Origin of the sequence: Streptomyces sp. NPDC091280 (genome assembly GCF_044768565.1) — a bacterium.
In the GTDB taxonomy this organism is placed as follows: Bacteria; Actinomycetota; Actinomycetes; order Streptomycetales; family Streptomycetaceae; genus Streptomyces.
Genome location: NZ_JBIVUZ010000004.1, coordinates 164600 through 184694, shown reverse-complemented (window position 1 = coordinate 184694; position 20095 = coordinate 164600). Strand labels below are relative to the sequence as shown.

General features: G+C 69.1%; 19 protein-coding genes. 14 read left to right on the top strand and 5 right to left on the bottom strand.

Annotation, left to right across the window (positions count from 1 at the left end):
- Nucleotides 1–121: 121 nt before the first annotated feature.
- The 14 genes from ACIQPR_RS14160 to ACIQPR_RS14095 all read left to right on the top strand — a co-directional run bounded on the left by ACIQPR_RS14160 (nucleotide 122) and on the right by ACIQPR_RS14095 (nucleotide 13936).
- A complete protein-coding gene (locus ACIQPR_RS14160) occupies nucleotides 122–205 on the top strand; it encodes a putative leader peptide (RefSeq protein ID WP_309500612.1) in 84 nt (27 codons plus the stop codon).
- 127 nt (nucleotides 206–332) lie between these two features.
- Complete coding sequence (locus tag ACIQPR_RS14155) at nucleotides 333–2030, top strand: nitrite/sulfite reductase (RefSeq protein WP_403646870.1); 1698 nt, start codon at nucleotides 333–335, stop codon at nucleotides 2028–2030.
- The gene (locus ACIQPR_RS14150) at nucleotides 2027–2206 is read left to right on the top strand and encodes a hypothetical protein (RefSeq protein WP_403646867.1); all 180 of its coding nucleotides are present in this window, start codon (nucleotides 2027–2029) and stop codon (nucleotides 2204–2206) included. The genes ACIQPR_RS14155 and ACIQPR_RS14150 overlap by 4 nt, the downstream gene beginning before the upstream one ends.
- On the top strand, nucleotides 2203–2913 hold the full coding sequence (locus tag ACIQPR_RS14145; protein ID WP_403646864.1) for a phosphoadenylyl-sulfate reductase: 711 nt from the start codon (nucleotides 2203–2205) through the stop codon (nucleotides 2911–2913). The genes ACIQPR_RS14150 and ACIQPR_RS14145 overlap by 4 nt, the downstream gene beginning before the upstream one ends.
- Nucleotides 2914–2960: 47 nt before the next feature.
- Nucleotides 2961–3497, top strand: a complete 537-nt coding sequence (cysC, locus tag ACIQPR_RS14140) for an adenylyl-sulfate kinase (RefSeq protein ID WP_403647902.1) — start codon at nucleotides 2961–2963, stop codon at nucleotides 3495–3497.
- Complete coding sequence (gene cysD / locus ACIQPR_RS14135; protein ID WP_403646861.1) at nucleotides 3494–4432, top strand: sulfate adenylyltransferase subunit CysD; 939 nt, start codon at nucleotides 3494–3496, stop codon at nucleotides 4430–4432. The genes cysC and cysD overlap by 4 nt, the downstream gene beginning before the upstream one ends.
- 2 nt (nucleotides 4433–4434) lie before the next feature.
- Nucleotides 4435–5763 carry a sulfate adenylyltransferase subunit 1 gene (locus tag ACIQPR_RS14130; RefSeq protein WP_403646858.1) on the top strand — a complete coding sequence of 443 codons (1329 nt, stop codon included), beginning with the start codon at nucleotides 4435–4437 and terminating at the stop codon, nucleotides 5761–5763.
- 235 nt (nucleotides 5764–5998) lie between these two features.
- A complete protein-coding gene (locus ACIQPR_RS14125; RefSeq protein ID WP_403646856.1) occupies nucleotides 5999–7108 on the top strand; it encodes an ABC transporter substrate-binding protein in 1110 nt (369 codons plus the stop codon).
- A 15-nt stretch (nucleotides 7109–7123) separates the two neighbouring features.
- Nucleotides 7124–7927: an ABC transporter ATP-binding protein gene (locus ACIQPR_RS14120; protein ID WP_403646854.1), complete on the top strand. Its 804-nt coding sequence runs from the start codon at nucleotides 7124–7126 to the stop codon at nucleotides 7925–7927.
- A complete protein-coding gene (locus tag ACIQPR_RS14115) occupies nucleotides 7914–8798 on the top strand; it encodes an ABC transporter permease (protein WP_403646851.1) in 885 nt (294 codons plus the stop codon). The genes ACIQPR_RS14120 and ACIQPR_RS14115 overlap by 14 nt, the downstream gene beginning before the upstream one ends.
- A gap of 6 nt (nucleotides 8799–8804) precedes the next feature.
- A complete protein-coding gene (locus ACIQPR_RS14110) occupies nucleotides 8805–9545 on the top strand; it encodes a sirohydrochlorin chelatase (protein ID WP_403646848.1) in 741 nt (246 codons plus the stop codon).
- 158 nt (nucleotides 9546–9703) lie between these two features.
- Nucleotides 9704–10114, top strand: a complete 411-nt coding sequence (locus tag ACIQPR_RS14105) for a hypothetical protein (RefSeq protein WP_403646846.1) — start codon at nucleotides 9704–9706, stop codon at nucleotides 10112–10114.
- Nucleotides 10115–10133: 19 nt separating this feature from the next.
- Nucleotides 10134–11267: a hypothetical protein gene (locus ACIQPR_RS14100; RefSeq protein ID WP_403646842.1), complete on the top strand. Its 1134-nt coding sequence runs from the start codon at nucleotides 10134–10136 to the stop codon at nucleotides 11265–11267.
- A gap of 185 nt (nucleotides 11268–11452) precedes the next feature.
- Entirely contained in the window at nucleotides 11453–13936 is a 2484-nt protein-coding gene (locus ACIQPR_RS14095) for a GTPase-associated protein 1-related protein (protein WP_403646839.1), read from the top strand.
- A gap of 227 nt (nucleotides 13937–14163) precedes the next feature.
- Here the strand turns inward: ACIQPR_RS14095 and ACIQPR_RS14090 are convergent, their stop codons facing one another.
- From ACIQPR_RS14090 to ACIQPR_RS14070, 5 genes are all read right to left on the bottom strand, one after another.
- Complete coding sequence (locus ACIQPR_RS14090) at nucleotides 14164–16770, bottom strand: fibronectin type III domain-containing protein (protein WP_403646836.1); 2607 nt, start codon at nucleotides 16768–16770, stop codon at nucleotides 14164–14166.
- A gap of 129 nt (nucleotides 16771–16899) precedes the next feature.
- Entirely contained in the window at nucleotides 16900–17517 is a 618-nt protein-coding gene (locus ACIQPR_RS14085) for a DsbA family protein (RefSeq protein ID WP_403646833.1), read from the bottom strand.
- Between the two features lie 52 nt (nucleotides 17518–17569).
- Nucleotides 17570–18208: a TIGR03086 family metal-binding protein gene (locus ACIQPR_RS14080; RefSeq protein ID WP_403646831.1), complete on the bottom strand. Its 639-nt coding sequence runs from the start codon at nucleotides 18206–18208 to the stop codon at nucleotides 17570–17572.
- Between the two features lie 25 nt (nucleotides 18209–18233).
- Complete coding sequence (locus ACIQPR_RS14075) at nucleotides 18234–19256, bottom strand: ketopantoate reductase family protein (RefSeq protein WP_403646828.1); 1023 nt, start codon at nucleotides 19254–19256, stop codon at nucleotides 18234–18236.
- Nucleotides 19257–19301: 45 nt separating this feature from the next.
- Nucleotides 19302–19847 (bottom strand): DUF1697 domain-containing protein, encoded by a 546-nt coding sequence (locus tag ACIQPR_RS14070; protein ID WP_403646826.1) that lies wholly within the window; start codon nucleotides 19845–19847, stop codon nucleotides 19302–19304.
- Nucleotides 19848–20095: the final 248 nt, after the last annotated feature.

The following is a 20095-nucleotide window of genomic DNA, read 5'->3' as shown; positions in this document are numbered from 1 at the left end:
CCGACAAGACCGCGCGCACGTCATGTGACTGACAACACCTTCGTCTCGCATATCGAGACGAAGGTGTCCGCATGACGGACGAAGCTGGACTGTGTCCAGATTGCCGTGACACGCTTCCGTCATGTCTGGAACTGGGATTGCCTTGGTGAGTCGGCGGCACGTCGACCTCGGCCGTATGTCCAGCGCCATCTGTCCGGCGGGCTAGCCGAGCCGCGACCCCCCGGAATTCCCCTGTCTGCCCCACCCTGCGCAATGACGCGCACGTATGCCCGCATGCGCCCGTACGCGCAGGTCAGAGCCGATAACCCGCCTGTCCCGGAGGACGTAGAACCATGGCCGCCACCCCCGAGAACCCTGCTGCCGCAGCGCCCCGCCGCAAGGTGAGCCGTCACCGCGGTGAGGGGCAGTGGGCAGCCGGGCACTTCACCCCGCTCAACGGCAACGAGCAGTTCAAGAAGGACGACGACGGTCTCAATGTGCGGACACGCATTGAGACGATCTACTCCAAGCGCGGCTTCGACTCCATCGACCCGAACGACCTGCGCGGCCGTATGCGCTGGTGGGGGCTGTACACCCAGCGCAAGCCCGGCATCGACGGCGGCAAGACCGCGATCCTGGAGCCGGAGGAGCTGGACGACAAGTACTTCATGCTGCGCGTCCGCATCGACGGCGGCCGGCTGACCACGGACCAGCTCCGGGTGATCGGCGAGATCTCGCAGGAGTTCGCGCGCGGCACGGCCGACCTCACCGACCGGCAGAACGTGCAGTACCACTGGATCCGCATCGAGGACGTGCCCGAGATCTGGAACCGCCTGGAGGCGGTCGGTCTCTCCACCACCGAGGCCTGCGGTGACACGCCCCGCACCATCCTCGGCTCCCCGGTCGCGGGCATCGCCGAGGACGAGATCATCGACGGCAGCTCCGCGATCGACGAGATCCACCGCCTGTACATCGGCAACAAGGACTTCTCCAACCTGCCGCGCAAGTTCAAGACGGCGATCTCCGGCTCCCCGCTCCTGGACGTCGCGCACGAGATCAACGACATCGCGTTCGTCGGCGTCGACCACCCCGAGCACGGCCCCGGTTTCGACCTGTGGGTCGGCGGCGGTCTGTCCACCAACCCGAAGATCGGCGTCCGGCTCGGCGCCTGGGTCCCGCTGGACGAGGTCCCGGACGTGTGGGCCGGCGTGATCGGCATCTTCCGCGACTACGGCTACCGGCGGCTGCGCACCCGGGCCCGGCTGAAGTTCCTCGTCGCCGACTGGGGCCAGGAGAAGTTCCGCCAGGTCCTGGAGGACGAGTACCTCAAGCGCAAGCTCGTCGACGGCCCCGCCCCCGCGCAGCCGGTCCAGCGCTGGCGCGACCACGTCGGCGTCCACCGCCAGCAGGACGGCCGCTTCTACGTCGGCTTCGCCCCGCGCGTCGGCCGCGTCGACGGCACCACCCTCACCAAGATCGCCGAGCTGGCGCAGGCGCACGGCTCGGGCCGGCTGCGCACCACGGTCGAGCAGAAGATGATCGTGCTCGACGTCGAGGAGAGCCGGATCGATTCTCTGGTCGAGGGCCTGGAGGCCCTGGGTCTCACCGCGAAGCCCTCGCCGTTCCGGCGCGGCACGATGGCCTGCACCGGCATCGAGTACTGCAAGCTCGCGATCGTCGAGACCAAGCAGCGCGGCATCACGCTCATCGACGAACTGGAGCGCCGCATCCCGGAGTTCGACGAGCCGATCACCATCAACATCAACGGCTGCCCGAACGCCTGCGCCCGTATCCAGGTCGCGGACATCGGTCTCAAGGGCCAGTTGGTCCTCAACGACCAGGGCGAGCAGGTCGAGGGCTTCCAGGTGCACCTCGGCGGCGCCCTCGGCCTGGAGGCCGGCTTCGGCCGCAAGGTCCGCGGCCTGAAGGTCACTTCGGAGGAACTGCCCGACTACGTCGAGCGGGTCCTCACCCGGTTCCAGCAGGAGCGCGAGGACGGTGAGCGGTTCGCCGCCTGGGCCACGCGTGCCAGTGAGGAGGCCCTGTCGTGAGCGAGCGGGCCGCCCCCTTCTACTGCCCCTACTGCGGCGACGAGGACCTGCGTCCCAACGAGCAGGGCCACGGCGCGTGGGAATGCGCGGCATGCAATCGGGCCTTTCAGCTGAAGTTCCTCGGGCTCCTCGCCCGGGGTCTCCAGCCGACCGACGCAGGGGGAGACACGATATGACGACGACTCAGAAAGCGCGCCCCACCGACGACTTGAAAGCCCTCGCCGAGCAGGCGGGCCGCGACCTGGAGGACGCCTCCGCGCTGGAGATCCTCCAGTGGGCGGTGCGGACCTTCGGCAAGCGGTTCTGTGTGACCTCCTCGATGGAGGACGCGGTGGTCGCCCACCTCGCCTCCCGCGCGATGCCCGGCGTCGACGTGGTGTTCCTCGACACCGGCTACCACTTCCCCGAGACCATCGGCACCCGCGACGCGGTCGAGGCCGTGATGGACGTCAACGTCATCACGCTCACCCCGCGCCAGTCCGTCGCCGAGCAGGACGCCGAGTACGGCCCGCGACTGCACGACCGCGACCCGGACCTGTGCTGCAAGCTGCGCAAGGTCCAGCCCCTGGAACAGGGCCTCACCGCGTACGCGGCCTGGGCGACGGGGCTGCGCCGCGACGAGTCCCCGACCCGGGCGAACACCCCGGTCGTCGGCTGGGACGAGAAGCGCGGCAAGGTCAAGGTCTCCCCCATCGCCCGCTGGACCCAGGACGACGTGGACGCCTACGTGGCCGAACACGGCGTCCTCACCAACCCGTTGCTGATGGACGGCTACGCGTCCGTCGGCTGCGCGCCCTGCACCCGCCGGGTCCTTGAGGGCGAGGACGCGCGCGCCGGCCGCTGGGCGGGCCGCGGGAAGACCGAGTGCGGGCTGCACGAATGACCGCCCCCACACGAGTGCCCACCCCCACCGAAGAGTTGGAGATCCACGTGACGACCGGAGCCACCGTCTGGCTCACGGGTCTGCCGAGTGCCGGCAAGACCACCATCGCGTACGAGCTGGCCGGCCGGCTGCGCGAGGAGGGCCACCTCGTCGAGGTGCTCGACGGCGACGAGATCCGCGAGTTCATCTCGGCGGGCCTCGGCTTCTCCCGCGAGGACCGGCACACCAACGTGCAGCGCATCGGCTTCCTCGCCGAACTGCTCGCCCGCAACGGCGTCAAGGCGCTGGTCCCGGTCATCGCGCCGTACACCGACAGCCGCGAGGCCGTCCGCAAGCGGCACCAGGAGAGCGGCACCGCCTACATCGAGGTGCATGTGGCGACCCCGGTCGACGTGTGCTCCGTACGCGATGTGAAGGGTCTCTACGCCAAGCAGGCCGCCGGTGAACTGACCGGGCTCACCGGGGTCGACGACCCGTACGAGGAGCCCGAGTCGCCGGACCTGCGGATCGAGTCGCAGCACCAGACCGTGCAGGAGTCGGCAGCGGCACTGCACGCGCTGCTCACCGAGAGGGGACTGGCATGACGGCGACCGTCGCCAAGGCCGAGGACGGTACGGACACCCCGTACGCCCTCTCGCATCTGGACGCTCTGGAGTCCGAGGCGGTGCACATCTTCCGCGAGGTGGCGGGCGAGTTCGAACGGCCGGTGATCCTCTTCTCCGGCGGCAAGGACTCCATCGTCATGCTGCACCTCGCCCTGAAGGCGTTCGCGCCCGCCCCGGTCCCCTTCTCGCTCCTGCACGTCGACACCGGGCACAACTTCCCCGAAGTCCTGGAGTACCGCGACCGCACCGTCGAACAGCACGGACTACGCCTCCACGTCGCCTCCGTACAGGACTACATCGACCGCGGAGTCCTGCGCGAACGACCCGACGGGACCCGCAACCCCCTCCAGACCCTCCCCCTCACCGAGAAGATCCAGGCCGAGAAGTTCGACGCCGTGTTCGGGGGCGGGCGCCGGGACGAGGAGAAGGCACGCGCCAAGGAACGGGTGTTCAGCCTGCGGGACGAGTTCTCGCAGTGGGACCCGCGCCGACAGCGGCCCGAGCTGTGGAACCTCTACAACGGGCGGCACGCACCCGGCGAACACGTCCGCGTCTTCCCGCTCTCCAACTGGACCGAACTCGACGTCTGGCAGTACATCGCCCGCGAAGGCATCGAACTCCCGCAGATCTACTTCGCGCACGAGCGTGAGGTGTTCGCGCGGGGCGGGATGTGGCTGACCGCCGGCGAGTGGGGCGGCCCGAAGGCGGAGGAGACCGTGGAGAAGCGGCTCATCCGCTACCGGACCGTCGGTGACATGTCGTGCACCGGCGCCGTCGACTCCGACGCGGTGACGCTGGAGCAGGTCATCGCCGAGATCGCGGCCTCCCGGCTGACCGAGCGGGGCGCCACGCGTGCCGACGACAAGCTGTCCGAGGCCGCGATGGAAGACCGCAAGCGCGAGGGGTACTTCTAACCATGAGCACCATCACGGAACTCACCGAGACGACCCTCCTGCGGTTCGCGACGGCCGGTTCGGTCGACGACGGCAAGTCCACCCTCGTAGGACGGCTCTTGCACGACTCCAAGTCGGTGCTGACCGACCAACTCGAAGCCGTGCAGCGGGTGTCGGCCGACCGCGGGCAGGAGGCGCCCGACCTCGCGCTCCTCACCGACGGGCTGCGCGCCGAGCGCGAGCAGGGCATCACCATCGACGTGGCCTACCGCTACTTCGCCACCCCCCGGCGCCGGTTCATCCTCGCCGACACGCCCGGTCACGTGCAGTACACCCGCAACATGGTGACGGGTGCCTCCACGGCCGAGCTGACGGTGATCCTCGTCGACGCGCGCAACGGTGTCGTCGAGCAGACCCGGCGGCACGCGGCCATCGCCGCGCTGCTGCGGGTGCCGCACGTGGTGCTGGCCGTGAACAAGATGGACCTGGTCGAGTACAAGGAGTCCGTGTTCGCCTCCATCGCCGAGGAGTTCACGGCGTACGCGAGCGAGCTGGGCGTCCCGGAGATCACCGCGATCCCGATCTCGGCGCTGGCCGGGGACAACGTGGTGGAGCCGTCCGCGCACATGGACTGGTACGGCGGGCCGACCTTCCTGGAACACCTGGAGTCGGTGCCGGTCGCCCACGACCTGAGCCACTGCCACGCGCGGCTGCCCGTGCAGTACGTGATCCGGCCGCAGAGCGCCGACCTTCCGGACTACCGGGGGTACGCGGGCCAGATCGCGGCCGGTACGTTCCGGGTCGGCGAGGCGGTGACGGTGCTGCCGTCCGGGCGGGCCACGCGGATCTCCGGGATCGACCTGCTCGGCAAGCCGGTCGGCGCCGCGTGGACCACGCAGTCGGTGACCCTCCTGCTGGAGGACGACATCGACATCTCGCGCGGCGATCTGATCGTGCCCAGCAAGGACGCCCCGGCGACCACGCAGGACATCGAGGCGACGGTCTGCCATGTCGCCGACCAGCCGCTGACCGTGGGCCACCGGGTGCTCCTCAAGCACGGCACGCGCACGGTCAAGGCGATCGTCAAGGACATCCCGTCCCGCCTCACGCTCGACGACCTGTCCCTGCACCCGCATCCGGGACAGCTCGTCGCCAACGACATCGGCCGGGTGAAGATCCGCACCGCGGAGCCGCTGCCGGTGGACTCGTACGCCGACTCGCGCCGTACCGGATCGTTCATCCTGATCGACCCGGCGGACGGCACCACGCTGACCGCCGGCATGGTCGGTGAGTCGTTCGCGGCGCCGGAGCCGGTCAAGGACGGTTCGGACGACGACGGTTGGGACTTCTGACATGACGTCCAGGGACTTCTACTCCACGTTCGCCAAGGAGGGCGGCCGGGTCGGCAGCGGCGCCCTCGGCAGCGGACAGGGCGGAGTGGCGCGATGTGCGTGCTGACGTACGCGCACCGCTTGCGCGCCCAGTCCCCCCACCCGACGTCCCGGAAGCGACGACGAAAACCTGCCGACCTCCCGGCCACGACCTGAGAGACCGTGACCAGCCGGGCCAACGAGAGGAACACCTCCCGTGCCTGCCAACCGCTCCACTCTTCTGCGCCGCGGCATAGCCGTGGCCGCCGCGCTCCCGCTGCTCACCCTCGCCGCCTGCGGTTACGGGTCGAACGCCGCGAAGGACAGCTCCGCAAAGGTCTCCGCCGGGTCCAAGAAGATCGACGGCCTGGACACCGTGAAGATCGGCTACTTCGGCAACCTGACCCACGCCACCGCGCTGGTCGGAAACCAAAAGGGCTTCTTCCAGAAAGCGCTCGGCGCCACCAAGGCCAAGTACTCGATCTTCAACGCCGGCCCGTCCGAGATCGAAGCGCTGAACGCGGGCTCGATCGACATCGGCTGGATCGGCCCGTCCCCGGCCATCAACGGCTACACCAAGTCCAACGGCACCAACCTGCGCATCATCGGCGGATCAGCCTCAGGCGGCGTGAAGCTGGTCGTCAACCCGAAGAAGATCAAGTCTCTCGCCGACGTCAAGGGCAAGAAGATCGCGACACCTCAGCTGGGCAACACGCAGGACGTGGCGTTCCTCAACTGGATCGCGGACCAGGGCTGGAAGGTCGACGCGCAGAGCGGCAAGGGCGATGTCTCGGTCATCCGTACCGACAACAAGGTCACCCCTGACGCCTACAAGTCCGGTTCCATCGACGGCGCCTGGGTACCGGAGCCGACCGCGTCCAAACTGGTCGCCGAAGGTGCCAAGGTTCTGCTTGACGAATCGTCGCTTTGGCCCGACAAGAAATTCGTGATCACGAACATCATCGTGTCGCAGAAGTTCCTCAAGAAGTACCCGAAGGTCGTCGAGGCCGTACTCAAGGGCTCGGTCGAGACCAATAAGTGGATCAATGCCAACTCGGACGCTGCGAAGGCGGCGGCGAACAAGCAGTTGGCGATCGATTCGGGCAAGGCCTTGCCCGCCAATGTCATCGACCCGGCCTGGAAGTCGATCCAGTTCATCGACGACCCATTGGCCTCCACCTTGAATTCCGAGGCTGAGCACGCGGTGAAGGCCGGTCTGCTCGACAAGCCGAAGCTGGATGGCATTTACGACCTCACGCTCCTGAACAAGGTCCTCAAGGCCGAGGGAGACAGCGCGGTCAGCGATGCCGGACTCGGCGTCAAGTAAGCCCGGATCGATCCGATGAGTTCCCAGGAGGTGACGACCATGTCCACGACTCTGGCCAAGGCCGAGGAGTCGGTCGAGTACGCGGCCCGCCTTGAGCACGTCTCGAAGTCCTTCGCGGGACCAGGTGGACAACAACTGGCCCTGGACGACATCACCCTTGATGTCGCTCCAGGCGAGTTCGTCACCCTCCTGGGGGCCTCGGGCTGCGGCAAATCCACATTGCTGAACCTGGTGGCGGGGTTGGACAAACCCACCACGGGGTCCATCACCACACAGGGAAGCCCCGCCCTGATGTTCCAGGAGCACGCTCTCTTCCCGTGGCTGACCGCGGGCAAGAACATCGAACTCGCCCTGAAGCTCAGGGGAGTTCCGAAGGCCGAGCGGCGCCCCAAGACCGAGGAACTGTTGGAACTCGTCCGGCTGAAGGGCGCATACGACAAACGTGTACACGAGTTGTCGGGCGGGATGCGGCAACGAGTGGCGATGGCCCGTGCGCTGGCCCAGGAGAGCCAACTCCTGTTGATGGACGAGCCGTTCGCGGCGCTGGACGCGATCACACGGGACGTTCTGCATGACGAACTGACCCGAATTTGGGGAGAGACCGGGCTGTCCGTCCTATTCGTCACGCACAACGTGCGTGAGGCGGTACGGCTCGCTCAGCGCGTGGTTCTGCTCTCGTCCCGTCCCGGCCGGATCGCACGTGAGTGGTCGGTGGACATCCCACAACCGCGCCGTATCGAGGACGCCCCGGTGGCGGAACTCTCAGTCGAGATCACCGAAGTACTGCGTGGGGAGATCCGCCGTCATGGCCAACACTGATACAACACCGGCCCAGCAGAGTGGGAGCGTGGAGGCAGGGCTCGACGCCCTGGAGACCAGAGCCGTAGATCGCCCGCCTTTTTCGCAGACTTTCGTCAGCAAGATCTTGCCACCCCTCATCGCCATCGGCGTGGTCCTCGCGGTCTGGCAGGGGCTGATCACCTTCAAGATCGTCACCGACCCCTCCAAGCTGCCGTCCCCTGCCGACGTCTGGGGCGAAGCCGAGGACGCCTGGCTCAAGGGCACCCTGCTCGGCTACATCTGGACCAGCGTCTCCCGCGGTCTGCTCGGCTTCCTGTTCGCGCTGGTCATCGGCACACCGCTCGGTCTCCTCGTGGCTCGCGTCAAGGTCATTCGTGCGGCGATCGGCCCCGTCCTCTCGGGCCTCCAATCCCTGCCCTCGGTCGCTTGGGTGCCGCCCGCCGTGATCTGGCTGGGCCTGGACAGTTCATTGATGTACGCGGTGATCCTGTTGGGTGCCGTCCCCTCGATCGCCAACGGCCTGGTGTCGGGCGTCGATCAGGTACCCCCCTTGTTCCTCCGCGCCGGACGCACTCTGGGGGCAACCGGCCTGCGCGGTACCTGGCACATCATCCTGCCGGCCGCCTTCCCTGGCTATGTGGCGGGCCTGAAGCAGGGCTGGGCATTCTCCTGGCGCTCCCTCATGGCGGCCGAGATCATCGCCTACTCACCCGACATGGGGGTGGGCCTTGGCCAGTTGCTGGAGATTGCCCGTTCGAACAGCAGCATGGCTCAGGTATTCCTCGCCATCCTCCTCATCCTGTTCGTCGGCATCGCCATCGACCTGCTGATCTTCAGCCCGCTGGAACGGCGGGTTCTGCGCAGTCGTGGTCTCCTGGTGAAAAGCTGACACCTCATGCGCCAAAGGCCCGTTCTCCTCGTCATCGCCCACGGCAGCCGCGATCCACGGCACGCCGCGACAGTGCACGCCCTGATCAGGCAGGTACGGTCGCTCCGACCCGGGCTGCGCGTAGAAACAAGCTTCCTTGATTTCAACATCCCGTCCGTGCACGGGGTGTTGAAATCACTGGCCGCTGAAGGCGTGCGTGACGTCGTGGCGCTTCCACTGCTATTGACGCGAGCGTTCCACGCGAAGGCCGACATCCCGGCGGTGCTGCGGGACGCACCGCCGCAGCTGCGGATCAGGCAGACGGAGGTGCTGGGACCGTCGCCGCTGTTGTTGCGAGCCCTTGAACGGCGCTTGTACGAGGCCGGGTTGACGCCTGCGGACAAATCCTCGACCGGAGTCGTGCTCGCCTCGGCAGGCTCCACCGACCCCGAGGCCATCGCGGTGATCGCCGGCATCGCCCGGGAGTGGCGGCAGACGGGCTGGCGGGCCGTGCTCCCCGCATTCGCTTCCGCATCGCTTCCACGCACGGAGGATGCGGTACGGGACCTTCGGGCTCTGGGCTGCCAGAAGGTCGCAGTCGCACAGTACGTTCTGGCCCCGGGCTTCCTGCCCGATCGCATCCGGCGAGGGGCGGTCGAGGCAGACGTCCTCGGGAATGTCCTTGGCGCCGCCCCCGAGGTGGCCACCCTCATACTGAAACAGGTCGAGACCGCGATGCTTCGACTCCCGCTTCAAAGCATCGCCTGAATCACTCCTTCCTCAGAGAACCCTCAACTCCCTTGATCAGCCCATCCTCATGCGTAAGTATGATCGTGCAGTCAACGGGAGGAATTACTTTGAGTACCACCAAGAAGTGGCTCACTTTGTTGGGCGCTCCAGTTGTCGCCGGAATTCTGCTGACCAGCGTGTCCGCACCCCAGGCGTCCGCAGCCACCACGTCCAAGGCCGATGCGACCTGCTCCGCCTCACTCACGCCAACCGCAGACGCGAAAATCACGGTGCGGACGTACTACACGAAGAAGACAAGCACGACCTGGCAGCATCAGAGTCGCTACTTCTATCCGAGCAGTCACGGCATCAAGAAATCTCGGTCCGACAACGATGTGACCAGCTGGCTCCTGGTCGGCGCCCATCGCTATGACTGGGACCATCAGAAGAAGGGCACCATCCGCTGGGACATGCAGTCGTTCTCCTACGACTACGGCAAGGGGAAGGGCCCGATCACTCCGCGCGGAAAGACCCGGCTCGTCGTCCACAACTGGTACGCGCTGAACACTTGGCCCACCGAGTGCAAGGCCCAGTCCTGGGTTTTCTAGTTTCTTGACGGTCATGTGGGTGCGCGACGCGAGCCGTGCACCCACATCAGCAAAAGCCAGGAAACACATGAGTAATCAAAATAAACTCATCACGCTCACCCAGGTGCTCATCTGCCTCTTCCTCGCCGGCGGCTGCTCGTCGCCGTCCACGGACTCTGTCGAGCAGCAGACCTCGAACCAGTCAATAGTATTGGTCGACGGAGACCGCGACGGATACATCACATACGACACCGATCGGGAAGTCCTCACCGGATATACCAGCGACGGCACCAAGGAATGGCAGGAAAGCAAGTATTTTCCCACCGACGTCCACTGCGCCGGATCATGCCCCAACGCCGTTATATCTGCCACGGCCGACACCAACGAACACGAATCCCGGACTCATACTGTCTGGCAGACCTCGGACGGTTCCACCGTTCGGTCGTTCCCCAGCAAGTCCATGATCGTCCATTGGGCGATGAACAAGGCTACCTGGGTCGCGACAACGGACACGTCGATCGTCTGGTCGACTGCCGGGAAAGTGTCCGCCAAAAAGTTCACAAAGGGCCTGGCCGACTCTCTCGGGAGGGTCTCCGCGGACGGCAGCACACTGGTGATCTCGGTCCAGCCCAACTCCTCGGATTCCTGGAGCGCGTTCCGGTTCCCGCTGAAGGGCGGGATGCTTTCCCCTTCCCTGATTTCCGCCGACCTTCCTGGAAGTGTCGGCTGTCTTTCTCCTGATCAGAGAACCATGTGGACCCTCGGCAACGACGCATACGAATTCGACCTGGCAAGCGGAAAGAAGATCCGGGAAGTCTCGCAGTACTCAAGCGACTGCGCCAGCTCCAGAAATTCGACGATCATCGGAGCGTTTTCCGCAGGTACAGGTGAGCCAACCCAGCAGATCGCCATCACATCGGCGGGCCGATCCGCTCCCGTCAAGAAAATCCAGGTCGAGAGTGACGGCGAGATCGGAATATTCCAGACCTGCGGCGTCGTGCTCTCGAACAGCAAGCTGGCCGTTGTCTCTCCGAAAGGTGAGAGAACCGAGACGAAGATCCGCGCCCACAGTGCGTTCACAGTTCCGAACGGACGCGTCTACAGTGTCGGGCCCTCAGGAAAGGTCGAGCAGCACAGGATCACCGCCGACGGGCCAGAATGCGCGATACGTTGACCGGTGCCATCACACAGCCGCCTTGGTGGCGCCGTCCTGCGCCCGTGTGGGCAGCGGTCGGCGCGCGGTAGACCCTCGGCAAACCTCAGCGGCACCGACCTGCCAACATTCCGGGAAAGGGGTCTCCCTCGGCGCCCGGATCTGCTGGGATGGTGTCTCTGAGGGTTAGTGGGGAGCAAGTGGACGTGGCGGGTCAGGAGTTCGGGCATCGTGAGGGGGCTGCGCCCGCCCAGTTGCACTACGCCTCGGGGCCGTCCGGCTCGGCGGATCCCGGTCCCCGGTTCACGGTGGTCGGCGCCGAGGTGCCGCCGGGGGTGCTGCGCGAGGCCGAGTCGCTGCTCGGGTACGAGCCGCCGCCGGACAGCCCGCAGCACGCCGACGCCGAGCAGCTCAAGGGCTTTCCCACGGTCTTCGGCTTCAGTGAACTCGCGGACGGCGGGCGGCTGTTGAGCCGTGCCGTGTGCACCGGCACGGACTGGGCGGGCGGCCCGGTCTCCTTCCACACGCACGCCCTGCTGCTGTCGGCCGGTGCGCGGCTGCCGGACGGGGTGCTGCCCATCTCCACCTGGGAGTCGCCGCGTTGGGCGGAGTCGACGCCCCCGGACGGCAGGCCCGATCCCGTCGGCCGTGTCGAGCCCTCCGGGCTGCTGCGCGGGGAGGCTCTGGTGCCGTTCGCGGTGTCCCGGGCCGAGCGGCTCGCCGCGTTCTTCGCCGATCTGCGGGACGTGGCCGCGAACCCCGGGGCGGGGCAGCTCGTGGTGGTGGAGCACGACAGCGCGGACGTGGCCCGGTGGATCGCGCTCGCCTGCACGGTGCTCCCCCGCGAACAGGCGCACCGGCTCACCTTCACGACCTACACTCGCGACCCCCGGCAGTCCCGCCAGCAGCTCGTCGGCGCGCTGCCGTCCTCCGAGCCCGTGACCGACGACGCGCGCTACCGCGTGCACAACTGCGCGGGCCGCCCGCCCACCGGGCCGGTCACGGACACCTGGGCCGAGGTGTGCGCCCGGGTCTGGTGTGCGGGCCGCCCCGACCTGTTCCACAACGACCCGGTGGATCTGGGCCCGTTGGCCGCCTCCGCCCTGGCCGAGGGCATCGCGCTGCGTACGGACGCCCGTGCGGCGGCGGCGAGTTGGGCGGCCGGGCAGGTGGACGTGCTGCCCGACGGCACACTGAACGCGTTGGTCGCCGGATTGTGCGGCGGCCCGGTGCCGCACCTGGGCTCCCCCGCGGAGACCCTGCCCGGTACGGCCGAACAGGTCGCCCTGGCCGCGCTGTTGGCCCGGCTGGACGGACGGGTGACGGCGGCGGTGTCGGCGCCGCTCGCCGCGCGGGTGCTGGCCTCGGCGGTCCTCGCCCATGGACCGGTGCCCGCGCTGCGTGCCGGGTCGCTGACCGCGCGGGCCCACGACGACCTGGCCCGGGATCTCGCGCCCTCCCTGCGGGCGGGTATCGCGGACCGCGCCGAGCCGGCCGCCGGTCGGCCCCTGGCGCTGCTGCGGGCGGCCGATCTGCTGGACGTCGACTGCCAGGACGAACTGCCCGAACTGGCGGGGCGGTTGGCGCGGGAGCTGGTGGACGCGTCGGCCGCCGCTCCGTCCGGCGCCGAACCTCCCGCCGTGGGCTGTCCGCCCGCGCTGCTCGACGCGGTGCACACCCATCCCGGGCTGCGGGTCGCGCTGTTCGGTTCGCTCGACACCCTCGCCGCCGCCGAACCGGCTTCCGTGGCAAGGGTGTTGCAGGGTTCGGGGCTGCCGTTGGATCTTCAGCAGTCCGGCTTCCCGCATCTGCGGATGTGTGTGGCGCCGACGGAGTCGGACGACCGGCTCGACCGGTTCCGCGGTCTGCTCCGCACGGCCGGAATCTCGCCGCTCGCCGATCCGGCCGTCCTGCGCACCGCCCTGCGTCTCGGCTGGCCCGGCGGTGAGCTGCCGACCGGCCGGGAGGCGGGCCTGCTGCTGAAGGAGCTGGGCTCCGACACCCATCGCGCCGCCGGCACCCGGGAGTTGCTGATCGAGGCGGCCCTCGCGGCTCCCCCGGACGACCCCGGCACACCCGCCCTGGCGACCGATCTGCTCCGCTGTTTCGCCGCGGAACTGGGGCCGGGCCGGCGTACCGCCCTGGTGCTGCTGGAGTTCACCGGGCTGCTGGGCACCGCGGAGGAGGGCGAGGAGTGGGTCGGCCGGGTGCTGGAGCTGACGACTTCCGCCGCCGATCCGGTGCCGGACACGGTCGCCGAGCGCGCTTTCCGGACCGTCGCGTGGCGCCTCCTGGAGGGTCCGGCGCCGGAGAACGAGCTGTACACGCTGGCCCGTTCGGCCGAGCCGCGCCTGCTCGCCGCGTACGGGCGGGCGGCCCGCTCGGAGCGGGTCGGCGACCGGCTGCGGAGCGAACCGGCCTATGTCGCCGACCGGTTCTGCGACTGGAACGCGTTCCCGGGCACGTATCCGGCCTGGGACGAGACCCGGACGGCCCTGCTGGCCAAGGTGCTGCGACCGGCCGTGCGGGCGCTGTCGGGCGCGGAGCAGGGCGCGGTCGAGACGGCACTCGACCGTGCGGGCCGCGGCAAACTCGACGCGTACCGCGCCTGGAACCGCCCGGGCGCGCTGGGCCGGTTCGCGGGGCGGCTGTCGGGGCGGGGGCGGCGGGCCGAGCCTCCCGGTGCGTGACCGGCCCGAAGTGTGACGGGCCGGTGGGTGACGGGCCCGGTGGCGGAAGGGGAGCGTGCCGTCCGAAGTCCGGCACTCCCCTGTGATGTCGGATCCCGGACGGCCCGTCCGCAGCGCGGCCCCCGCCGGTGTGAGCCGGGCACGGGGGTCGCACTTCGTACTGCGCCGCCCGCCGCGTTTGTGTCACTGCGCGACGAGAACCGGTCGCGGACCCTGTTTCAGGGGGCTCAACTCCCGGTCGTCGCGGTCACCTTGGCGGCGGCTCCGGTGCCCGCCGCCGTGACCGTCGCGACGGTGACCGTGTAGGACGTGCCGGGCTTCAGCTCGCCGATCACCCGGAACATGCCCTTCGCGGAGGGCTGTCCGACCAGGACGTCCCGGCCGGTGACGGCGATCGGGTCCCGCCCGTCGGAGACGGTGACCAGATAGCCGACGACCTTCGCGTCCCCGGTCGTGGTCGGCGGGGTCCAGGCCAGGGTGGCGGCCGTACGCGCCGTACGCAGCTTGGGACTTGTGGGTGCGGGCGGCGGTACGGTCGCGGCGGTCGGCGTGAGCGGTGCCGAGGCGAGCGAGGGTGCGCTGTCGCCGTGGGCGTTGGCCGCGGTGACGGTCACGGTGAAGGGACCGCCGGTGAGGCCGTCGACGCGCACGAGGGCGGTCCGCTTGAACTCGGCCGCGCTCACCGTCCGCCGGCCCACCTCACTGCCCGACGCGTCGTGGACCCGGGCGGTGTACGAGATCACCGGTGAACCCCCGTCCGCGAAGCTGGGGTTGAAGGTGACGTACAGGGCGTCGGCACCGGCCGTGCTCGTACCGACCCGCGAAGGCGCCTCCGGGACGGACAGGGCGCCGACGCGGAGGTTCAGCAGGCCTCGGTACGGTGCCTCAAGTCCGGCGTTCTCCAGCACATCTGACGGTACGTCGGACAGTCCCGCCATGATGGTGTTGCCGCTGGTCACCAGACCCTTGTTGTCGCCGTCCGCCGTGCCCTCCTCCCACCAGTTGCCCTTCACGAGGGTCGGGTCGTTGTTGCCGAGGTCGTCGCGGTAGTCGGTGTGCCGGGAGGCCACGTTGGCGTAGGCCGCGTGGTAGAGGACGTTGCCCTCGACGGTCTCGTAGGTGCAGCCGTTGTCGGTGTAGACGTTCTTGCCGAGGCCCCACTGGTCGTGGATGACGTTGCCGGTCACCTTCTCGCCGTCCGTCATCGAGGTGCCGGTGAGGCCCTGGGTGTAGATGCCGCCGCCGTCGTCCAGCATCTGCATGTAGTCAAAGACCAGGTTGTCGCGTACGGCGTTGTCGTGGCTGGGGTTGGGGGTCGCCGGGTCGCCGATCTTGTCGGGCCAGCCGCCCCAGCCCAGGGAGATCGCGCTGTAGCCGACGTGGTCGATCTGGTTGTGGGCGATGGTGTCGTGCTGGGTGTAGCCGTTGAGGACGGCGACTCCGCCGTGGTACTCGCGGGGCAGGCCGTAGAGATGATTGTCCGTCACCTGGACGCCGGACGCGGGGGTTTGGCCGTCGACGCCGCCGATCTCCAGTCCGTTGCCGGAGATGTCGGTGAAGACGCTGCCGTCGACCGTGGAGTCCTTCGTGCCGGTCCCCAGGTCCAGTCCGGCGGCGCCGAGATGGGCGAAGACGTCGTCGGCGAACTCGATCCGCTGCCCGTAGGCGAAGGACACGTTGCCGGGCATCTTCGTCCACGACGCGAACGGGCAGGTGCCGCCCTCGACGTACTGGCACAGGCCCTGGGTGGCCCAGCCCTGCGCGCCGGTGACGGTGTAGCCGGCCTGGATCTCCGAGAAGCCCTCGGGCCGCGAGGGGGTCAGCCAGGTGGCATAGCTGAACCGGAGCCCGCGGAAGGCGATGTCGTGGACGGGCGCGGCGGCCGTGCCCCGGCCCTCGACCAGCTTCTCGCCGGCGGCGGCCTCGACATCGGCGTGCGCGAGCCGTTCGCCCTCGCGCGGCAGGTAGTAGACGGTGTGGGCGGTCCGGTCGAGGTACCACTCGCCGGGCTGGTCGAGGAGTTCGTAGGCGTTCTCGATGTACGTCGCCCGCCCGCCGTCGGTGAGCTTGCCGGGTCCGACCATGCCGACGGTGCGTCCGGGGATGTCGGGGAACTCGACCCGCTTGTTGGAGTTGTCCCAGCAGGGCTGGACCATCGTGATCGTGGTGCCCTGGGCGGCGGCGATCCGGCAGCGCGGCTCGGTCCACTGCCCCAGGCCGTCGCGCTCGATGTTCCAGAGCGCCTCTCCGCTGGTGTAGACGAACTCGGCGTCGGAGGGGTGCTTCCAGTGCGCGAGGGTGTCGGAGGAGGCTGTGTATCCGGTGGCGGTCTGGGTGAGTTGGACCGGCACGGCTCCGCGGGCCCGCTGCGCGCGCACCCCGTCGACGTACAACTGCCGTGTGTCGGTGAGGCCTTGGGGTGCGGGTGCGGACCAGAGGCCGGGCCGGCCGGGCACCCGCCGCCAGCCGGTGACCTGGCGGCCACCGCTGATGACGGCGCCGCCGTCGCCCTGCCACACGACGCGGTGACCACCGGTTCCCGAGTCACGGGCGTCCAGGACGAGGGGCGTCGTCTGACGGTAGGTGCCCGGCGCCAGGTGGACGGTCAGGTCGGCCGTCAGGCGAGGGGCTCGGGCGCGGACCAGGTCCTGGGCGCGCCGCAGGGTGCGTACGGGGTGGCGGGCGGTGCCGTCGGCGTGGTCGTTGCCGATGACCGGCGAGACATAGACATCCGATGATGAGGAAGCCTGGGCCTGGGCGGAGATGCCTGGAACACCGAGGGCCAGAACTGCGCATATGGTGGAGAAAAGGGCGAGTCTTGGGCGTGCGGACATGATCCCCTCCCGTGGGAATACTGCACCGGCACGGGAAAGGTTGGAGGACTGACGGAGCACCGTCAATGAGTCGGACCAAGTTCGCCGAGTTCGCCGAGTTCGGCAGAGTTCGGCCAAGTCCAGCCGAGTTCAGTCGAAGGACAGGCCCCCGGTGCGGGTCCGCTTCAACTCGAAGAAGTCGGGATGCGTGGCCAACACCCGGAAGCTGTCGAAGAGTTCGGCGGCCTGCGGGCCGCGCGGAACGGCCCGCAGCACCGGGCCGAACCAGACCGTCCCGTCGACGTGCAGGGTCGGTGTCCCCACGTACCCGCCCGACTCCTCTTCGACGCCCGCCTCGTGGCTGCGGCGCACGGCGTCGTCGTAGGACGGATCGTGGGCGGCGGTGGCGAGAGCGGCGGGGAGGCCGAGTTCGGCGAGGGACTCGGCGATCACCGCGTCGAAGTCGTCGTGGCGCCGCTCGTGGATGCGGACGCCGAAGGCCGTGTACAGGTCGCGCAGGACCTTGTCGCCGTGCTGTTCGGCGGCGGCCACCGCGACGCGCACCGGGCCGATCGACCGGTCGACCAAGTCCCGGTACCAGTCGGGGAGTTCGTTGCCGATGTTGTGGAGGTGGAGGCTCATCGCGTGGAAGCGGAGGTCGAGCGGGCGTGCGCGCTCGACCTCCAGCAGCCAGCGGGAGGTGATCCAGGCGAAGGGGCAGGCGGGGTCGAAGTAGAAGTCGACGCGGACGGCGGTGTCGGTGCTCATACCGGGAACGCTAACCCTCGATTGGGCCGAGGCATCGACCCAATCGGGCGATTTATGATTGGTCCACTTTGCCTGCCGCCGTCTGTCGCGGGTCCCGTCCGCCGGCCGCGAGGGCCCGCTCGAAGACCGGGGCGTCGTCCGGTACCGGCACCGGGTCGGCGAAGCCGTCGTACTGGCGGTAGAGCGCGCCGTGCTTCTCGACCACGTCGAGGACCAGGCGGGCGGCGCCGTCCGAGACGCGGTACTCCTGGCCGGTGGCCGTGGCCACGTCCCAGCCGTGCACCGCCAGCTCCTTGATGATCATCGGGGCGAGTTCGGCGGCCGGCATGCTCGCCGTTCCGAGGTCGATGTCGCCCTCCCACACCGCCGGGTCGGCCCAGGCGGCGACGGCCCGGTCCAGCTGGACGGCGTAGGCCCTCGCCCAGTCCGGGTCGGCGGTGAAGTCGCGCGCGGTCAGCTCCTCGGGGAGCTGCTCGCGCCGGGCGCGGTGCTCCAGGCCGTGCGAGGTGTAGAGGACCCAGTGGTTGACCAGGGCGCGGACGTCCCAGTCGGGACAGTGCGTCGGGTCGCCGAGCCGCGTCGCGTCGACACCGCGCGCGACGCGGGCCGCCTCGGCGGCGCATTCGACCAGGTACGGGTACAGGTCGTGGTGGTGGTTCGTCTCGTCCGGGTGCGGGTCGTTTTCGCTCATGCGCCCCACGCTAGGCAGCGCGCCGTCAGGACTCTTGAACAAACGCGACAGCCTCGTCGGCGAGGCGGACCAGCTCGTCGAACGGCAGCGACCCGGCCGCCCGGCGCTCGCGCGCGAAGTCGTTCGCGAGGCGTTGCAGCAGGTCGTTGAGCGGGGTCGGTACGCCGTGCAGGCGACCCAGCAGCGCGATCTCGCCGTTGAGGTAGTCGGCCTCGATGGTGCCGGTGCCCCGGTTCAGCGACTGCCAGGAGGAGCCGCCGCCGCGCGGTGCGCCGTCGATGTCCACCAGCTGGATCTTGTCGCCGCGGGTCTCCCTCTCCTCGTCCGCGCTCGTGTACGCGAGGCCGGCCGCGTCGAGCACGGCGACGCCCTCGGCGCGGACCCGCCCGTAGAACGCGAGGCTGGCCTCGTCGCCGAACGGTCCGCAGACCGCCTCGATCGCGTTGGCGAGGTTGCCGAGCAGCTTGGAGTACTGCCAGCGCGTGACATCGGGCACGACCGGGGCCTCGAACCTCGACTTCTCCAGATCGGCCGCGATCAGCCGGGCGGTCTCGTCCGTGCCGTGCGGATAGCGGCCCAGGTGCAGGATGCCGGTGAGCGGGGTGCCCCCGGCGGCGACCACGCCCGGTGCGACGATGCTCGCGGGCAGCCAGACGCAGACGCCGTAGACCCGGCGGAAGCGGCGCAGTGCCAGCCGTTGGCTCTCGACGCCGTTCTGCGCGCAGACCATCGGCAGCCGCTCGGCGGCCGTACCTCCACCGGCCACCGGCGCCGGCCCCCAGAGCGCCAGCGCCGCCTCGCTGTCCTGCGTCTTGACGGCCAGCACGAGGACGTCGTCGGGCCTCAACTCGCCCAGTTCCGCCGGGCTTTCGACGACCGGCAGCCGATACGTCGACGGGCCGTCGGGCACCTTGAGCCGCAGCCCGTGCTCGGCCAGCGCCGCCCGCTGCGCGCCCCGCGCGACGAGGACGACCTCGTGTCCCGCCCCCGCCAGCCGGCCGCCGACGACTCCGCCGACCGCCCCTGCCCCGATGATGATGTAGCGCATGGGACGAGCCTCGCACAGCGCGCGTCCCGCCCTGCGCGAGGGCTCTCAACCGCCGGTCAGCTCCACCAGTTTGAGCACGGTGTTCCAGTTGCGGGTGGTGGCGATCACGCCCTTGTTCAGGCGCGGCCGGGCCAGTTCGACGGCGAGCCGGGAGCGGCCGAGGCCATCGGGGACGTAGAGGTAGAGCGCGCGGTCGCCGAGACGAAACTCCTCGGGGAGGTGGGCGGCCCGGTCGAATTCCGCGAAGCGGTCCTCCGCGACCGGCGCCGAATAGTAGGTGACGTGCAGCTGCTTGGCCGCCAACTCGGCCGCCGGGAAAGGGCAGTTGTCGACGATCGCCTTGAGGTAGGCGTGGTCGCGGACGATGACGTCGACCGTGAAGCCGAACCGCTCCCCGATGGCCCCGGCGAGTTCCGCCGCGAGTGACTCCTCGTCGCCGTGGCCGCTCGCGAACACGGCCTGGCCGCTCTGGAGATAGGTGCGGACGTCGCCGTGTCCGAGGCCTTCGAGGAGTGCGCGCAGCTCGGCCATCGGGAGCTTCTTGTTGCCGCCCACGTTGATCCCGCGCAGCAGCGCCGCATACGTCGTCATCCGGACACCATAGAGCGGCCTTCGTGCCCCGTGGGGGTGGGCACGACGGCCGCTTCCGTGGTGTGCCGGTGAGCGGAAACTCTGGCGGATGAGACGGCTCCGGATCAACACCTACGGGCACACCCGCGGACACCTGTGACTTGTTCAACAAGGTTTCGTAATAACAAAGCGGGGCCGTGCCGACGGATCGGACACCCCGAGCGCGCCGGGCGAACCCGGGCACCCTGAGCGCCGCCCCCGAGCCGCCC

Bases quoted from the DNA above. Each gene is read 5' to 3' on its own strand.
- ACIQPR_RS14160 (WP_309500612.1), top strand. From the start codon at position 122: ATGTCTGGAACTGGGATTGCCTTGGTGAGTCGGCGGCACGTCGACCTC.
- ACIQPR_RS14155 (WP_403646870.1), top strand. From the start codon at position 333: ATGGCCGCCACCCCCGAGAACCCTGCTGCCGCAGCGCCCCGCCGCAAG.
- ACIQPR_RS14145 (WP_403646864.1), top strand. From the start codon at position 2,203: ATGACGACGACTCAGAAAGCGCGCCCCACCGACGACTTGAAAGCCCTC.
- cysD (WP_403646861.1), top strand. From the start codon at position 3,494: ATGACGGCGACCGTCGCCAAGGCCGAGGACGGTACGGACACCCCGTAC.
- ACIQPR_RS14130 (WP_403646858.1), top strand. From the start codon at position 4,435: ATGAGCACCATCACGGAACTCACCGAGACGACCCTCCTGCGGTTCGCG.
- ACIQPR_RS14120 (WP_403646854.1), top strand. From the start codon at position 7,124: ATGAGTTCCCAGGAGGTGACGACCATGTCCACGACTCTGGCCAAGGCC.
- ACIQPR_RS14115 (WP_403646851.1), top strand. From the start codon at position 7,914: ATGGCCAACACTGATACAACACCGGCCCAGCAGAGTGGGAGCGTGGAG.
- ACIQPR_RS14110 (WP_403646848.1), top strand. From the start codon at position 8,805: ATGCGCCAAAGGCCCGTTCTCCTCGTCATCGCCCACGGCAGCCGCGAT.
- ACIQPR_RS14090 (WP_403646836.1), bottom strand. From the start codon at position 16,770: ATGTCCGCACGCCCAAGACTCGCCCTTTTCTCCACCATATGCGCAGTT.
- ACIQPR_RS14085 (WP_403646833.1), bottom strand. From the start codon at position 17,517: ATGAGCACCGACACCGCCGTCCGCGTCGACTTCTACTTCGACCCCGCC.
- ACIQPR_RS14080 (WP_403646831.1), bottom strand. From the start codon at position 18,208: ATGAGCGAAAACGACCCGCACCCGGACGAGACGAACCACCACCACGAC.
- ACIQPR_RS14075 (WP_403646828.1), bottom strand. From the start codon at position 19,256: ATGCGCTACATCATCATCGGGGCAGGGGCGGTCGGCGGAGTCGTCGGC.
- ACIQPR_RS14070 (WP_403646826.1), bottom strand. From the start codon at position 19,847: ATGACGACGTATGCGGCGCTGCTGCGCGGGATCAACGTGGGCGGCAAC.